Genomic DNA, 16,156 nt, shown 5'->3' with positions numbered 1-16,156 from the left:
TTGGGACCTTAGCTGGTGGTCTGGGCTGTTTCCCTTTCGACTACGGATCTTAGCACTCGCAGTCTGACTGCCGATTATATCTCGTTGGCATTCGGAGTTTATCTGAGATTGGTAATCCGGGATGGACCCCTCACCCAAACAGTGCTCTACCTCCAAGAGACTTAACATCGACGCTAGCCCTAAAGCTATTTCGGAGAGAACCAGCTATCTCCAAGTTCGTTTGGAATTTCTCCGCTACCCACAAGTCATCCAAGCACTTTTCAACGTGCCCTGGTTCGGTCCTCCAGTGAGTTTTACCTCACCTTCAACCTGCTCATGGGTAGGTCACATGGTTTCGGGTCTACAACATGATACTATGACGCCCTATTAAGACTCGGTTTCCCTACGGCTCCGTCTCTTCAACTTAACCTCGCATCATATCGTAACTCGCCGGTTCATTCTACAAAAGGCACGCTCTCACCCATTAACGGGCTCGAACTTGTTGTAGGCACACGGTTTCAGGTTCTATTTCACTCCCCTCCCGGGGTGCTTTTCACCTTTCCCTCACGGTACTGGTTCACTATCGGTCACTAGAGAGTATTTAGGGTTGGGAGATGGTCCTCCCAGATTCCGACGAGATTTCGCGTGTCTCGCCGTACTCAGGATACTGCTAAGGTTAATCTATCATTTTAAATACGAGGCTGTTACTCTCTTTGGCTTACCTTCCCAGGTAATTCTTCTATAATGATTAATCCTATATCGCAGTCCTACAACCCCGAAGTGTAAACACTTCGGTTTGCCCTCCTGCCGTTTCGCTCGCCGCTACTAAGGCAATCGCTTTTGCTTTCTCTTCCTGCAGCTACTTAGATGTTTCAGTTCACTGCGTCTTCCTTCTCATATCCTTAACAGATATGGATACTAGTCATTAACTAGTGGGTTCCCCCATTCGGACATCTCTGGATCAGCGCTTACTTACAGCTCCCCAAAGCATTTCGTCGTTAGTCACGTCCTTCTTCGGCTTCTAGTGCCAAGGCATCCACCGTGCGCCCTTATTAACTTAACCTTATTAACCTAGTTTCTTTAAAACTAGAAAACTCATTAAATATTCACAGCGTTTTCGGTTTATTTTCTTGTTACTTTCTACAATCTATTTCTAGATCGTGGAATTTGATATAGATATTCAATTTTCAATGAACAATTTGAATCTTTCGATTCAATGGAGCCTAGCGGGATCGAACCGCTGACCTCCTGCGTGCAAAGCAGGCGCTCTCCCAGCTGAGCTAAGGCCCCACAAGACCTCTCAAAACTAAACAAGACACAAATGGCAGGTTTCCTTATCCTTAGAAAGGAGGTGATCCAGCCGCACCTTCCGATACGGCTACCTTGTTACGACTTCACCCCAATCATCTATCCCACCTTAGGCGGCTGGCTCCTAAAAGGTTACCTCACCGACTTCGGGTGTTACAAACTCTCGTGGTGTGACGGGCGGTGTGTACAAGGCCCGGGAACGTATTCACCGCGGCGTGCTGATCCGCGATTACTAGCGATTCCGACTTCATGTAGGCGAGTTGCAGCCTACAATCCGAACTGAGATTGGCTTTAAGAGATTAGCTTGCCGTCACCGGCTTGCGACTCGTTGTACCAACCATTGTAGCACGTGTGTAGCCCAGGTCATAAGGGGCATGATGATTTGACGTCATCCCCACCTTCCTCCGGTTTATTACCGGCAGTCTCGCTAGAGTGCCCAACTTAATGATGGCAACTAACAATAGGGGTTGCGCTCGTTGCGGGACTTAACCCAACATCTCACGACACGAGCTGACGACAACCATGCACCACCTGTCACTTCTGCTCCGAAGAGAAAGCCTATCTCTAGGCCGGTCAGAAGGATGTCAAGACCTGGTAAGGTTCTTCGCGTTGCTTCGAATTAAACCACATGCTCCACCGCTTGTGCGGGCCCCCGTCAATTCCTTTGAGTTTCAACCTTGCGGTCGTACTCCCCAGGCGGAGTGCTTAATGCGTTAGCTGCGGCACTAAGCCCCGGAAAGGGCCTAACACCTAGCACTCATCGTTTACGGCGTGGACTACCAGGGTATCTAATCCTGTTTGCTCCCCACGCTTTCGAGCCTCAGCGTCAGTTACAGACCAGAGAGCCGCTTTCGCCACCGGTGTTCCTCCATATATCTACGCATTTCACCGCTACACATGGAATTCCACTCTCCCCTTCTGCACTCAAGTCCTCCAGTTTCCAAAGCGTACAATGGTTAAGCCACTGCCTTTAACTTCAGACTTAAAGAACCGCCTGCGCTCGCTTTACGCCCAATAAATCCGGACAACGCTCGGGACCTACGTATTACCGCGGCTGCTGGCACGTAGTTAGCCGTCCCTTTCTGGTTAGTTACCGTCACTTGGTAGATTTTCCACTCCTACCAACGTTCTTCTCTAACAACAGAGCTTTACGATCCGAAAACCTTCTTCACTCACGCGGCGTTGCTCGGTCAGACTTCCGTCCATTGCCGAAGATTCCCTACTGCTGCCTCCCGTAGGAGTCTGGGCCGTGTCTCAGTCCCAGTGTGGCCGATCACCCTCTCAGGTCGGCTATGTATCGTCGCCTTGGTGAGCCTTTACCTCACCAACTAGCTAATACAACGCAGGTCCATCTCACAGTGAAGCAATTGCTCCTTTTAAATAACTAACATGTGTTAATTACTCTTATGCGGTATTAGCTATCGTTTCCAATAGTTATCCCCCGCTATGAGGCAGGTTACCTACGCGTTACTCACCCGTTCGCAACTCATCAGTCTAGTGTAAACACCAAACCTCAGCGTTCTACTTGCATGTATTAGGCACGCCGCCAGCGTTCGTCCTGAGCCAGGATCAAACTCTCATTAAAAGTTTGAGCTTTGCTCTTTTCTGTCTCGCTGACAGATTTATTGTTTTTTTGTCATTGACGGATTTACATTGTAAATCCACCCTGCACATTCGTTCGTCTTGTTCAGTTTTCAAAGGTCTTTGCCTCTCTTGAGACAACTTCTATATTCTAGCAAACTTATTCTGCTTTGTCAACTACTTTTTTTAAGTTGTTAACTACGCGCTAATAGAAACTGCTCTCTCGAGACAACTTATTTAGTTTACTACATCATCTCTTACTTTGTCAACTCTTTTTTCATACTTTTTCTACATTTTCTGAAAATGTAGATAGAGCGCAAGAAAAAAAGAGGTCTCACCTCTTTTTATTTCTTAGTAACTACTACAAATCTATTAGGATCGTTACCTTCAGAATAACTTTCAACACCCTCTATAGTTGCAATTGTTTTATGAACAGTTTTTCGCTCACTGTTACTCATAGGATCCATATGGTAAGGTTCATTAGTCTCTAAAACACGCCTAGCTATTTTTTTAGAAAAATCAATTAAAGTTTCTGTACGATGCTCAACGTAGTCATGGACATTAATGGATACTGAAAAACTCTTAGAAAAGCGGTCATGAAGATAATTTTGTGCTAACAACTGCAACGATTTTAATACTTTTCCATGATAACCAATGATGCGCCCAGCTTCTGGCGTTTCTATTTGGAGATTTATTTGTCGCTTACTTGTCGTAGTTTCTATTGTTGCATCTAAATCCATCTCATAGATGATATTTTCAACGTATTTAGTCACCTGAGCAGCTGCTACTTCAATATTAGGAAGTAGGTCAATTTTTTCAATAGCTTCACTTGTAGTTACAACGTTTTTATCATCAATTTTTGGAAGTTCTGGTTGTGATACGTCTTCTTTTTCAAGCGTTTCATCAACCTCCTCTATATATTCTTCCACCACATCTACGCTAGACGGTACATTCTTAATATTTTTTAACGCTACCGATTCATTAATATCAGTTACTTCGTCGGTGATACCTTCTATTTCAACTTTTGCTGGCTTTTTACCAAAGCCCAAAAAACCTTTTTTCTCACGTGATACAACTTTTATATGTGCCCTCAATCGTGAAATGTTTAACTCTTGTAGTCCTTTTTCAATAGCTTCTTCTACAGTCGCTCCTGTAAATAATACCATGGTTTTCCTACTTTCTTTTCTTACTTGCTTTTCTCTTAGCACGTTTAACTCTTTGTTCTTTTTCATGTGCCACTCTTACTGCTTCTTCTCGAACCTTTATAATCTTGTATGGGTTGTTCAATAATAGAATTTGAAATACTTGAAAAGCATTAGACACCGTCCAGTATAAAACAACACCACTAGCAAAGTTAAAGCTTGTTACCAATATGATAAACGGCATAACATAAGTCATAAGAGTTAAAGCAATATTTTTTTCAACAGCTGCTTTGTTAGTTAACCAAGTTGATAAAAAGGTAAATAAGGCCGCCAGTACAGGTAAAATATAATATGGGTCCGGCTGTGATAATTCTAGGCTCAAAAATGTTCCTACTTTTAAGAAAGAAACCCTAGTCAAAGCTTGGAAAAGAGCCCATAGGACAGGTAACTGAATTAGAAGAGGTAATACACTTGCATATGGGTTAACTCCCTCAGCTTTATACATAGATTGCATTTCATCATTTAGCTTTAAACGGCTATCAGGATCTTTCCCTGGATATTTTTTTTGTAATTCCTTGAGCCTTGGCTGAATTTCCTGCATCTTTTGGCTGGATTTCATTTGCATATTATAAAGCGGCATCATAATCGCTCTGATTATTAGAGTGAATAAGATTATTCCCAAACCAATTGAATGGTTAAAGGAGAGCCATTGTATTGATTTAGCAAATGCATAAACTATTTGCTCCCATAATGTGGCTGAATGACTAGATACTTCTCCTCGTCCGCAAGCAACCAATAAAGAGCCTGTCAGCAATATTAAGCTAAATGTTTTAAGTTTTTTCTTCAATTTTATACCTTTCTAGATGAGTCCTGCTATTTTTAAAATGTGTATAAGATTTTTTTCTAATGCTTGATAGTCCAATTCCTCTACACCTTTACGCGCAATCACGACAAAATCATAATCTTGCAGCGCTGTTTTCTGAGAGAGTAAAACATGCCTAATTTTTCTTTTAATAGCGTTACGAACAACAGCATTTCCTAATTTCTTACTAACAGAGATTCCCACACGAAAGTGTTTTTGTTCTTTTTCTAAATAGTAGATAACAAATTTTCGATTAGCAACATTTTTACCTCTGCTGAAAATCATTTGAAAATCCTTATCACTTTTTACCCGATAGGTTTTTTTCAAAATAGTGCTCCATTTATCTAAATTGGTTTTATTATACCATAAATAACCTAAAAGACTCAATTCTTTTCTAATGTTACTATCATTGACAACAGACTAAACAAGACAAAGTGTATTAGAGTATGATATAATGTTAGCGCTATATGCCTTATTATTAGAAAGAAGGAATAAGATGACAAAACAAAAAATTGCCGTTCTTGGACCTGGTTCATGGGGGACTGCTCTTGCACAAGTATTAAATGACAATGGACACGAGGTACGCTTATGGGGAAACGTGGTTGAACAAATAGAAGAGATTAATACTAACCATACTAATCAACGTTACTTCAAAGATATTACCTTAGATTCCAAAATAAAAGCCTACACTAATCTTGAGGAAGCGATTAATAATGTTGACAGCATTTTATTCGTCGTCCCAACTAAAGTTACAAGACTTGTTGCTAAACAAGTGACTAATCTTTTAAAGCATAAAGTTGTTCTTATGCATGCTTCTAAGGGACTAGAACCTGGTACTCATGAACGACTTTCTACAATTTTAGAAGAAGAAATCTCTGAACAATATCGTAGTGATATCGTTGTTGTTTCAGGTCCCAGTCATGCTGAAGAAGCCATCGTTCGTGATATTACTTTGATTACTGCGGCTTCAAAAGATATTGAAGCAGCTAAGTATGTCCAAAAATTGTTTAGTAATCATTATTTTAGACTTTATACTAACACTGATGTCGTAGGAGTAGAAACAGCTGGTGCTCTAAAAAATATTATTGCTGTTGGTGCTGGAGCACTACACGGTCTTGGTTATGGTGATAATGCTAAAGCAGCTATTATTACGCGTGGTTTAGCTGAGATAACACGTCTTGGTGTACAATTAGGGGCCGACCCTCTCACTTTCAGTGGTTTATCCGGAGTTGGAGATTTAATTGTGACTGGTACATCTGTTCATTCTCGCAACTGGAGAGCGGGAGATGCTTTAGGACGTGGTGAGAAACTTGAAGATATTGAAAAAAATATGGGGATGGTTATTGAAGGTATCTCAACAACTAAAGTTGCTTACGAAATCGCCCAAAACTTAAATGTTTACATGCCCATTACAGAAGCTATTTATAAATCAATATATGAAGGGGCTAATATCAAAGATAGCATTTTAGATATGATGTCCAATGAATTTCGTTCAGAGAATGAATGGCACTAATATCGTTTATATTAATACTATTTAAAGGAGCTATATATGAAAGTCAGAAAAGCAGTTATCCCTGCCGCTGGTTTAGGAACACGTTTTTTACCTGCTACTAAAGCTTTAGCTAAAGAAATGCTTCCAATCGTTGATAAACCAACTATTCAATTTATTGTTGAAGAAGCACTAAAATCTGGAATTGAAGATATTTTAGTTGTAACTGGTAAATCAAAACGTTCTATAGAAGACCACTTTGATTCAAATTTTGAATTAGAATATAACCTAAAAGAGAAAGGGAAAAACGAACTTCTCAAACTTGTTGATGAAACAACTGGCATTCGACTCCATTTTATTCGACAAAGTCATCCTCGTGGGCTTGGAGATGCTGTGCTACAAGCAAAAGCCTTCGTTGGTAATGAACCTTTTGTTGTTATGCTAGGTGATGATCTAATGGATATTACCAATAATAAAGTTATTCCTCTCACCAAACAATTAATTAATGACTTTGAAGCTACTCATGCATCAACAATTGCTGTTATGGAAGTTCCACATGAAGATGTTTCTGCTTATGGTGTTATTGCTCCACAAGGAGAAGGAGTTAATGGTCTATATAGCGTTAACACTTTCGTTGAAAAACCTTCTCCCGAAGAGGCTCCAAGTAATTTGGCAATCATTGGTCGCTACTTGTTAACTCCAGAAATTTTTAATATTTTAGAAACTCAAAAACCTGGTGCAGGAAATGAGATTCAACTAACCGATGCTATCGATACTTTAAATAAAACGCAACGTGTTTTTGCTAGAAAATTTACAGGAGACCGTTACGACGTTGGTGACAAGTTTGGTTTTATGAAAACATCTATTGATTATGCTCTTCAACACCCACAAGTTAAAGATGACTTGAAGAAATATATCATTGATTTAGGAAAATCTCTAGAAAAAACATCTAAGAAGTAAAATATGAGTCAAGTACAATAAAAAAGTTTCCTAAATAGGAAACTTTTTTATTGTACTTGACGAAGAACTTATTGTTCCTCCACACTTTTATCATTTCATAGGAACTTGTATTTTCCCTGAAACAATATCCTCTTTAGCTTTTTTGACAGCAACAGATCCCTCACTAGACAATTGATGCTCTTTAATATCTACACCACTATCCTTTAGACCAAAAACTGTTACTTTCCCTCCTGGATATTGTTTTTTCTCTGTTAATTCTGCTACAGATTGGAGAGATTTCCCCACCTCTTTTATAGTAGATGCCAGAACAAAGTTTGCTTTCTTACCATCTTTTGAAACATAATTGCCTTCTTGACTTTGATCTCTGTCAACACCAATTACCCAGACTTTGTTAGATTCCTTGCGGGTCTCATTTTCAGTTTTAGCCTCACTAAAAATTCCTGCTCCTGTACCACCAGCAGCCTGGTAAATAACATCAACACCTGTTGCATACTGTGTGGCAGCAATCGTTTTACCTTTAGCTGCATCTGTAAATGAGCCTGCATAAGATACCGCAACTTTAATAGCCGGATCAATTGATTTTACTCCAGCCTTAAATCCTGCTTCAAATCGCTTAACAACGACGCCTTCCATCCCTCCTATAAAACCAACTGTTTTTGTCTTAGTTGTCTTAGCTGCAGCAACTCCAGCTAAGTAAGCAGCTTCATTGTCTGCAAAAGTAACACTAGCTACATTTTCTTTACCTTTAATGATATCATCTACAATAACGTATTTAACATCTTTATTATTTTCTGATACTTTTTCAATAGTATCATGAAGACCAAATCCAATACCAAAAATTAAATTATAACCACTAGAGGCTGCCGTATCAAGGTTATTAGCATGATCTGATTCATTAGATGACTGGAAATAATCAAAGCCATTACCTTTTGTCAACCCCTTCTTTTTTCCCCACTTTTGTAGCCCTTCCCAAGCTGATTGATTAAACGATTTATCGTCTACTCCACCTTGATTAGTTACCATCGCAACTTTGATATCTGATTTATTTGCAGACTTATCTGAACGATTACCACATGCTGTTAATGTTAGTACAGATAAAGATAGTAGAGTTAAGCCAATAATTTTTCTGTTCACCGAGAATGAACCTCCTAATAAGTTATAGTCACATAAAAACAGATTTCTATCATAACATAAAAAAATCATTTAGCAAACTTTATTCTATTTTTCCCAGAGAAAGTTTGGTTTTAGAGGCTATAGCCGTAGAATTATACCAACGATAGACCTATTAAGCTGATCGATACAATAATAAATATCATTAAAGCTAAAATACTTTGCCAAGTTTTAAATAATAAAGAACCATTTTGTTTTGTCAAAAAAATAGCCACCAATACTCCACCAACTAAACCACCAACATGGCCTGCTAAACTCACTCCGGGTGTGAAGATATTAAAAAATAAATTTAACAAGATCATCACTTGATATGATTTTCCAACTTGTTTTAAATAAGGATTTTTTCCAAAATACCCTGCGATTGCTATAGCAGAAAAAACACCAAATAAAGACGTTGAGGCTCCTGCTGCCACCACATGTGGAGTAAAAAATAGCGTAAAAATATTACCCATTAAGCCAGATAAAATATAGAGAATTAGAAATCTCAAACTTCCCCAAATACTTTCCCCCATTTGTCCTACGAAATACAGAGCTAAACCATTTAATAAAAAATGTTCCCAACCAATATGAACAAAGATAGGACTTATTAGTCTCCATAGATTTGTTGGATATGCTTTTAGATAATCACCTTGTATTCCACCAAATTGAAAAATAACTTGGCTAGACTCCGCTTGACTTCCATAAGTTAGTTGCATCAATAAAAAAACAAGGGTTGTCAGACTGACCAAGAGTACTGTCGTCGGATACTCTTTAGCGAACTTCTTCATAGACATAATACCTCCTTAACTGCTACGTCATGCTTCTCTTCTACAAAATCCTGTCTCTGACACCTATAAATAGTACTAATAGTATCACCTTCAAAATCACTCAAATAGCGATCAAAATAACCTGCACCATAACCTATACGAAAACCTTTATTGTTAAAGATAAGTCCGGGCACATGAATTAAGTCTATACTAGCTTTTTCAACAGCTCTATCATTAACAGGTTCTAATAAGCCAAACGGTGTTGTCCTCAAGTTATCTTTTTGATAGTCCACAAAAATCATTTTACCTTTTGGATAAGTTTTGGGAACAAGGACACGTTTGCCATCACATAAAGCTTGTTTAATAAGAAGTTGTGTATTGTATTCGTAGTCAAAAGATAGGTAAGTAGCAATTACACAACTATTTTGATAAGCTTTAGTTTTTATAAAAGCCTCTAAAAGTTTACAGTCAACTTCTGATTTGTAAGCTTGAGGTTGAGATTTTAAGGTTATCAAAACTTCTTTTCTTAATAATTTCTTTTCCATATATCTATGATACCATTAATATTGACCATTTATACAAAAATAGTATAGGGGAAAATAAAATGATAAAGTATGAATTTTTAAGGTTTATTTAAGGTTTCTACTGTATACTAGTATCATCCTAAAATAAGCGGTTTATCCTAGCCGTTAGGAAAATATTATCCTAAATTATTTTCCTTTTTCATAAATCTCCTGAGAAAAGTTAATAACTTTTCTCAACCCTTTTTCCAACCCACTATCGCTACCGGTGCTAGTGGGTTTTTAGTTATCCTACAACAAAACTAAAAAGTTCCTCTCTTTGAGGAACTTTTTAGTTAGATATTTTTAAAGACGTGCATTCAATTCAGCGCTAAGCTCTTCGAATCCAGGTTTACCTAGAAGAGCAAACATATTACGTTTATATGCTTCTACCCCTGGTTGATCAAATGGATTTACTGAGTTAAGATAACCTGAAAGGCCAATTGCTAACTCAAAGAAGTAAATAGTGTAACCAAGGGTGTAAGCGTCTTGTGTAGGAAGCGTTACAAACATATTTGGAACCCCACCATCTGTATGAGCAAGGAGTACACCATCTGTTGCTTTTTTATTAACAAAATCTACATCTTTTCCTTGAAGATAACCAAGACCATCTAAATCTTCGGTTAATTCAGGAATAGTCACATTTTTACGAGGTTTCTCAACGCGAACAACTGTCTCAAAGAGGTTACGGTAACCTTCTTGAATAAATTGACCAAGTGAGTGAAGATCAGTTGAGAAGTTTGCTGATGTAGGATAGATACCTTTTTGATCTTTACCTTCTGATTCACCTGCTAATTGTTTCCACCATTCACCAAAGTATTGTAATGATGGTTCGTAGTTAGCTAAAATCTCTGTGATATAACCTTTGCGATAAAGAACATTACGAACTGCAGCGTACTGATAAGCAATGTTTTCAGAGATTTTATCTGAAGATAAATCTTTACGAGCAGCATTTGCGCCTTCCATAAGAGCAGTAATATCTGCTCCTGAAGCAGCAATTGGAAGAAGACCTACGGCTGTCAGTACTGAGAAACGACCACCAACATTATCAGGAACTACAAATGTTTCCCAATTGTTAGCATCTGCTTCAACTTTTACGGCACCTTTAACTTTATCAGTTGTAGCGTAGATACGTTTATTAGCTTCTTCTTGACCGTACTTTTTAACTAGAAGTTCTTTAAATACACGGAAAGCAATCGCTGGTTCAGTTGTTGTACCTGATTTTGAAATGACATTTACTGAGAATTCTTTATCTTGGACGTATTCAACTAAATCGGCAAGGTAAGTAGATGAAATAGAATTTCCAGCATAAAGAATCTGAGGCGCTTTACGTTCTTCTGCGGTTTGCAAATTAGCAAAATGATTATTCAAAAAGTCAATTGCTGCTTTTGCGCCAAGGTACGAACCACCAATACCAATAACCACGAGTACTTCGCTATCTGATTTAATCTTTTCAGCGGCTTTTTGAATGCGAGAAAATTCTTCTTTGTCATAGTTTTCTGGGAGGTCCATCCATCCGAGAAAATCTGAGCCAGGACCAGTCCCTTGACGAAGGAAAGCATCTGCTGCACTTACTTGTGGTTGTAGGTAGTCTAACTCGTGTTCGCCTACAAATTGACCCAAGACTTTTGAATAGTCAAATGTAATATGTGTCATTTTATTTCTCCTAACAATTATGTTTCACTATCATCTTACTCTTTTGTGAGTTTTTTTTCAAGGTTTTTTAACTGTATTTTCATATTTTTTGAAACGCTACCAATTTTTATGAAACTTTCATAATTATTTCCAAAAACACTTTGACTTTTGAAAATAAAAAGAGCACACATTTAGCATCGCTTAGGGCTGCTGGATTCCTCCCCTGACCCACTTCACGAGTAAATGTTGCTCCAAAGATATTATAACAAAACTAATATTTTATTGCAAGCTATCAAATCTTAGTTTTTTCACTTAGTTTAGCTTCTTTCTTGCGTTGTCGTCCTTTTCGAAAGAAATCCTGCATTATTTTAGCGCATTGATCTTCTAAAATGCCGGTTTCAACCTCAACTCTATGATTAAGTCGGCTATCACTTAAAATATCATAGAGACTTCCCGCTGCTCCAAATTTCGTATTCTTAGCGCCATATATAACGTGGGGAATTCTAGCTAAGCCAATAGCTCCACTACACATTACACAAGGTTCTACAGTAACAAATAAAGTAGTATCTAATAAGCGCCAATTCCCTACCTTCTCATTTGCATTGTTAATAGCCATGATTTCAGCATGTAAAATAGCTTTATTAAACTCTTCACGAGCATTATGTCCTCTTCCAATAATATGACCATCTTTTACAATGACACAACCTATAGGAATTTCTTCTTTCTCTAAGGAGGATTTTGCCTCCTTTAGAGCTTCTGTCATAAACCATTCTTTTTCTTCTTGGGTAAATTTCTGCATTATAGTTTTCCTAAGTCCCAAGATTTATGTGGCTGAGCTAAATCAACAGAGATGCCACCTGCATACTTTTCAGACTGTAGTCGAAGTTCTTCCAAATGATTTTCGGGGTTTATTCCTTCTCCCGGAAACTGCGGAACATGTGTTAAAACTAATTTCTTAACTTTAGCGTTATAAGCAATCTCACCTGCTTCTTTACTAGTCAAATGTGCAATATGATTTTCATTTCCCTCGTAAAGATAAACGTCTGCTAAAAATAAATCTGCGCCTTTTGTAAAAGGTACAAGGTCAGCAAAATACCCAGAATCTCCTGTAAAGACTAATACTTGACCAGTTTCTCTTTCTGTAATCCTCATGGCATAGCAGACGACTGGGTGGACTGTTTTGATAAACGTAATATTGAAGGGACCAACTTGCTCAACTCCATTGGTATGATAAGCAATTCCTTGAGCAACGTTAGGTAATGTCAATTTAGAAAACTCATAATCATCCTCATTATGTCCATAAACTGGCAATACTTTGGGTTCCCATTTATCTTTAGGGTATAGCAAACGATAATGATACAACACACCCAAATCTGCTACATGATCTGGATGATAATGACTGATGATAACTGCATCCAAATCCAACGGGCTTATTTCTTTTTCTAGCTCATTGATTGAACGACTTCCCGCATCTATTAATAAGTGAAAATTATTTTCTCCAGTTAATAGAAAACTTGTGGTTCCTCCATCTTTATAAGGATAACCACCCCAACAACCTAACGTTGTTAATTTCATGATAATCCCCTCCTTACTGATTTAATGCTATTATACCAAATTTTATTAAGAATAACTGTTTTAGATTTTATGCACAAAAAAGACTAGTAAATCTAATATATAGCAATCTTGATTATTTTTCAGTCAAGAAAAAACTATCTTTATATTTAACAGCAACAACAGCAGCTATAATGGCTTTTATTGTATCTCCTGGGATAAATACTAAGTTTTGAAGAAGTGATTTATCTAATGGGATGTTCGTATAAGATGCCAGCCAAACTGCTCCTGCTACATCTACAAAAAGGACCCCTGCTAGCCATACAATAAGGAAAATAGCTATAAAATTCTTTTTATTTACTAATTTTACACCATATGAGATAAGCAAAGGAACAAACAACCAAGCAATAACATAACCAGCTGTTGGTCCTGTCAATACAGGTATAGTCGAACGTAAACCTGAGAATACAGGAATAACTAAACCGACAAGAAAGAAGAGCAAAATAGATAAACTCCCTTTTCTTCCGCCCAAAATAACACCAGCCATCATAACCCCTAGGTTTTGTAAGACGATAGGGACCGGAATGAAACCAAGTGGTAGAGCAGGAATGAAACCAAGTACCACCAATAAAGTAGCCATCATAGCCATCTGGATTAGGCTTTTTGTGTGAAACATTAAAAATTACTCCTTCGAAAAATAAATAGAATCATGGCGTTGACAATTTGGATTAAAAAGCATACGACAATAAGGACAAAAACCAGTTTTATACTCTTTTAATGTCAACATCTGACGACAAGAACCGCATAAGACAGGAAACGTTTCATCAGATTTTGTTGCTGCAAAACAATGCTCCTCGAGTGCATCATGACATTTATAACAAGCATAATATTTTTGACAAACAGCACATTTTAAAGCGACAATATCCAATTTAGTATGATAGTGGTAACAGCGGCTGCTACTATCAAGACCAATACCAAAGTACTCTTGCATCATGATTCCTCCTATAACATATTATACAAAAGTTTTTCTATTGTCAACTTTTTTAAAAAAACGGTTAACAAACAATTCAAAAAAAAGCCCTGTTTTACCAGGAACTTTTTTAAAAATTACGGTTATTCATGCCATAGCCATAGCGCTCCATAAAATCTTGACGGAATTCTAGAAGATTATCATCCATAATAGCTTGTCTGACATCTTTCATAAGATTGACAAGGAAATAAAGATTATGGTAACTAGTCAAACGAATACCAAAAGTTTCATCTGCTTTCAATAAGTGACGAATATAAGCGCGTGTATAATTTTTACAAGTATAGCAATCGCAATTTGGATCAAGAGGCGTAAAATCTTCTGCAAATTTAGCATTCTTAACAACTAAGCGACCTTGACTTGTCATACATGTCCCATTTCGAGCAATACGAGTAGGTAAGACGCAATCAAACATATCTACTCCTCGGATAACGGCGTCTATTAAACTATCTGGTGCACCAACTCCCATCAAATAACGAGGCTTATCATTCGGAAGCATTGGAACAGTAAAATCAAGAACTGCATTCATCTCATCATGTGTTTCTCCGACCGCAAGCCCTCCAATTGAATAACCTGGAAAATCCATCGATACTAAATCTCGTGCTGATTGACGACGTAAATCCTCAAACCCTGCCCCTTGAACAATACCAAATAGTCCTTGATCATGAGGACGGCGGTGGGCATTTAATCCACGTTCTGCCCAACGGCTTGTTCGCTCAATTGATTTTTTTACATAATCATAAGGCTGGTAAAATTGTGGACACTCATCAAAACTCATCATAATATCAGAACCAAGGTTATTTTGAATTGAAATAGCTTTTTCTGGTGATAAAAACATTTTCGCACCATTTAAATGGTTTTTAAAGGTTACTCCTTCTTCAGTGATGTTTCGACTATCAGCCAAAGAATAAACCTGAAAGCCTCCACTGTCTGTTAGAATAGCCTGATCCCAGTTCATGAATTTATGTAAACCTCCAGCTTTAGCAATCAATTCATCACCTGGACGTAACCATAAATGGTAGGTATTTGATAGAATAATTCCTGAACCCATTTCTTTTAGTTCTTCAGGAGATTGTGTCTTAACAGTTGCTTGTGTCCCAACAGGCATAAACATTGGTGTCGGAAATGTACCATGTGGTGTGATTATTTCACCAAGTCTGGCTCCTGTGTGTTTTTCCTGTTTAATTAATCGATATTTTATTGGATGATCAGTCATCGTTTTCTCCTTGCTTCCATGAAAAACAGTCATGGGCTTTAGTGCTAATCAATATCTAAATGTAATACTTTGTATTAATTTCTTTTTTAGCCATTAAGATTTTATCAAAAAAATGTACTCTTGTCATGCTCATCTTAAGGAATGTGTTATAATGAAATGAATTGTACTTTTGTGTATGGAGGAGATATGACGAATTCAGAAATTAAAAATGAGGCAAAAACTATATTAAGCAATCTTCAAGGTAAGAATCAACTTTTTTTACTCCCGATTCTCCTTAGTATTATTACGTTATATATATCATTTTATTATCAATATAATAATATGACACTACTTGATTTTTTTGTACCTCTTCCAGTTTATTTCTTTTACACACTTTTTATTATTTCAGTCAGTTTTGTAATGTTAGATGTCGTCAAAAATCAGAAACTAAACGTTAGATTCTCGGACAATACTTATGTATTTTCAAGCCATATTTTCTGGAAATTACTCTCAGTACTTGTTCTAAAAGGACTAATTTTATCTTTCTTTTATCTACTAAGTACTTTTGGTCTACTAATCATCATTTCAAGTTTTAGGCTACTTTTGAGTGGTAACCTTATCCTTGCCCCTGTTTTAATAGTTGTTAGTAGCCTAATTACTACTAAGGCAGTTATAAAACTCGTTCAACAATATTACTCCTATAGTATCTCAACTTTAGTATTTTACACTCAATTAGAAAGTGGAAACTATGAGGGACCGTCTAAAGTACTGGTTGCTAGTCGAGAACTAATGAATGGTAATAAACTTAGACTCTTCCTTTTAGACTTAAGTTTTATTGGTTGGCAGTTCCTTACAATCTTCAGTTTCGGATTAGTCTATATCTATCTCCTTCCTTACCAAACTACTGCGCGCTTAATCTTTTATAGAAACATTACAAAAAATAGCTAGGAA

15 protein-coding genes, 1 tRNA gene, 2 rRNA genes and 1 other RNA gene (1 of these 19 only partly in view) are annotated in these 16,156 nt (G+C 37.4%); 3 read left to right on the top strand and 16 right to left on the bottom strand.

What is annotated here, in order from left to right; genetic code table 11:
* The 6 genes from QOR44_RS02290 to rnpA all read right to left on the bottom strand — a co-directional run.
* A 23S ribosomal RNA gene (locus tag QOR44_RS02290) occupies positions 1 to 1,042 on the bottom strand (it extends 1,861 nt beyond the left edge of the window).
* Between the two features lie 154 nt (positions 1,043 to 1,196).
* Positions 1,197 to 1,269: transfer RNA gene (locus QOR44_RS02285), tRNA-Ala, on the bottom strand.
* Positions 1,270 to 1,323: 54 nt separating this feature from the next.
* Positions 1,324 to 2,872 (bottom strand): 16S ribosomal RNA (locus QOR44_RS02280).
* The 16S and 23S rRNA genes sit together here with 1 tRNA gene alongside, the layout of an rRNA operon.
* A 340-nt stretch (positions 2,873 to 3,212) precedes the next feature.
* Positions 3,213 to 4,034, bottom strand: a complete 822-nt coding sequence (gene jag / locus QOR44_RS02275) for an RNA-binding cell elongation regulator Jag/EloR (RefSeq protein WP_000242577.1) — start codon at positions 4,032 to 4,034, stop codon at positions 3,213 to 3,215.
* Positions 4,035 to 4,041: 7 nt separating this feature from the next.
* Positions 4,042 to 4,857 carry a membrane protein insertase YidC gene (locus tag QOR44_RS02270; protein WP_000727922.1) on the bottom strand — a complete coding sequence of 272 codons (816 nt, stop codon included), beginning with the start codon at positions 4,855 to 4,857 and terminating at the stop codon, positions 4,042 to 4,044.
* Between the two features lie 12 nt (positions 4,858 to 4,869).
* Positions 4,870 to 5,199 (bottom strand): ribonuclease P protein component, encoded by a 330-nt coding sequence (rnpA, locus tag QOR44_RS02265; RefSeq protein WP_283572660.1) that lies wholly within the window; start codon positions 5,197 to 5,199, stop codon positions 4,870 to 4,872.
* A gap of 169 nt (positions 5,200 to 5,368) precedes the next feature.
* Between rnpA and QOR44_RS02260 the strand changes: the two genes are divergently transcribed.
* Together QOR44_RS02260 and galU are read left to right on the top strand one after the other, a co-directional pair.
* Positions 5,369 to 6,385 carry an NAD(P)H-dependent glycerol-3-phosphate dehydrogenase gene (locus QOR44_RS02260; RefSeq protein ID WP_141444608.1) on the top strand — a complete coding sequence of 339 codons (1,017 nt, stop codon included), beginning with the start codon at positions 5,369 to 5,371 and terminating at the stop codon, positions 6,383 to 6,385.
* Positions 6,386 to 6,421: 36 nt separating this feature from the next.
* Complete coding sequence (gene galU / locus QOR44_RS02255) at positions 6,422 to 7,321, top strand: UTP--glucose-1-phosphate uridylyltransferase GalU (RefSeq protein ID WP_000868271.1); 900 nt, start codon at positions 6,422 to 6,424, stop codon at positions 7,319 to 7,321.
* A 90-nt stretch (positions 7,322 to 7,411) separates the two neighbouring features.
* On the opposite strand, the gene QOR44_RS02250 is transcribed toward galU, so the two are convergent.
* The 10 genes from QOR44_RS02250 to tgt form a co-directional block, all read right to left on the bottom strand.
* Positions 7,412 to 8,455 carry a BMP family lipoprotein gene (locus QOR44_RS02250; RefSeq protein ID WP_001080265.1) on the bottom strand — a complete coding sequence of 348 codons (1,044 nt, stop codon included), beginning with the start codon at positions 8,453 to 8,455 and terminating at the stop codon, positions 7,412 to 7,414.
* A gap of 131 nt (positions 8,456 to 8,586) precedes the next feature.
* On the bottom strand, positions 8,587 to 9,264 hold the full coding sequence (locus QOR44_RS02245; protein WP_000061940.1) for a rhomboid family intramembrane serine protease: 678 nt from the start codon (positions 9,262 to 9,264) through the stop codon (positions 8,587 to 8,589).
* Positions 9,255 to 9,782, bottom strand: a complete 528-nt coding sequence (locus QOR44_RS02240; protein ID WP_000412414.1) for a 5-formyltetrahydrofolate cyclo-ligase — start codon at positions 9,780 to 9,782, stop codon at positions 9,255 to 9,257. Before QOR44_RS02240 ends, QOR44_RS02245 begins: the two co-directional genes overlap by 10 nt.
* Positions 9,783 to 10,103: 321 nt before the next feature.
* The gene (locus tag QOR44_RS02235; protein WP_000148892.1) at positions 10,104 to 11,453 is read right to left on the bottom strand and encodes a glucose-6-phosphate isomerase; all 1,350 of its coding nucleotides are present in this window, start codon (positions 11,451 to 11,453) and stop codon (positions 10,104 to 10,106) included.
* 151 nt (positions 11,454 to 11,604) lie between these two features.
* Positions 11,605 to 11,690: signal recognition particle sRNA small type (gene ffs / locus QOR44_RS02230), an RNA gene on the bottom strand.
* Positions 11,691 to 11,724: 34 nt separating this feature from the next.
* Positions 11,725 to 12,231, bottom strand: coding sequence for a tRNA adenosine(34) deaminase TadA (tadA, locus tag QOR44_RS02225; RefSeq protein ID WP_001169006.1), 507 nt, complete (start codon positions 12,229 to 12,231; stop codon positions 11,725 to 11,727).
* Complete coding sequence (locus QOR44_RS02220; protein WP_000779461.1) at positions 12,231 to 13,007, bottom strand: MBL fold metallo-hydrolase; 777 nt, start codon at positions 13,005 to 13,007, stop codon at positions 12,231 to 12,233. The genes tadA and QOR44_RS02220 overlap by 1 nt, the downstream gene beginning before the upstream one ends.
* Before the next feature lie 112 nt (positions 13,008 to 13,119).
* Positions 13,120 to 13,659 carry a biotin transporter BioY gene (locus QOR44_RS02215; RefSeq protein WP_000469149.1) on the bottom strand — a complete coding sequence of 180 codons (540 nt, stop codon included), beginning with the start codon at positions 13,657 to 13,659 and terminating at the stop codon, positions 13,120 to 13,122.
* A 6-nt stretch (positions 13,660 to 13,665) separates the two neighbouring features.
* Positions 13,666 to 13,977 (bottom strand): CHY zinc finger protein, encoded by a 312-nt coding sequence (locus QOR44_RS02210; RefSeq protein ID WP_000983191.1) that lies wholly within the window; start codon positions 13,975 to 13,977, stop codon positions 13,666 to 13,668.
* A gap of 106 nt (positions 13,978 to 14,083) precedes the next feature.
* Positions 14,084 to 15,226, bottom strand: coding sequence for a tRNA guanosine(34) transglycosylase Tgt (gene tgt / locus QOR44_RS02205; protein ID WP_000129510.1), 1,143 nt, complete (start codon positions 15,224 to 15,226; stop codon positions 14,084 to 14,086).
* A gap of 186 nt (positions 15,227 to 15,412) precedes the next feature.
* Between tgt and QOR44_RS02200 the strand changes: the two genes are divergently transcribed.
* Complete coding sequence (locus QOR44_RS02200) at positions 15,413 to 16,153, top strand: DUF975 family protein (RefSeq protein WP_000185054.1); 741 nt, start codon at positions 15,413 to 15,415, stop codon at positions 16,151 to 16,153.
* Positions 16,154 to 16,156: the final 3 nt, after the last annotated feature.

The organism is Streptococcus agalactiae, assembly GCF_949788565.1.
In the GTDB taxonomy this organism is placed as follows: Bacteria; Bacillota; Bacilli; order Lactobacillales; family Streptococcaceae; genus Streptococcus; species Streptococcus agalactiae.
The sequence above is the reverse complement of the archived record's forward strand: the minus strand, read 5'-3'. Positions and strand labels throughout refer to the sequence as shown.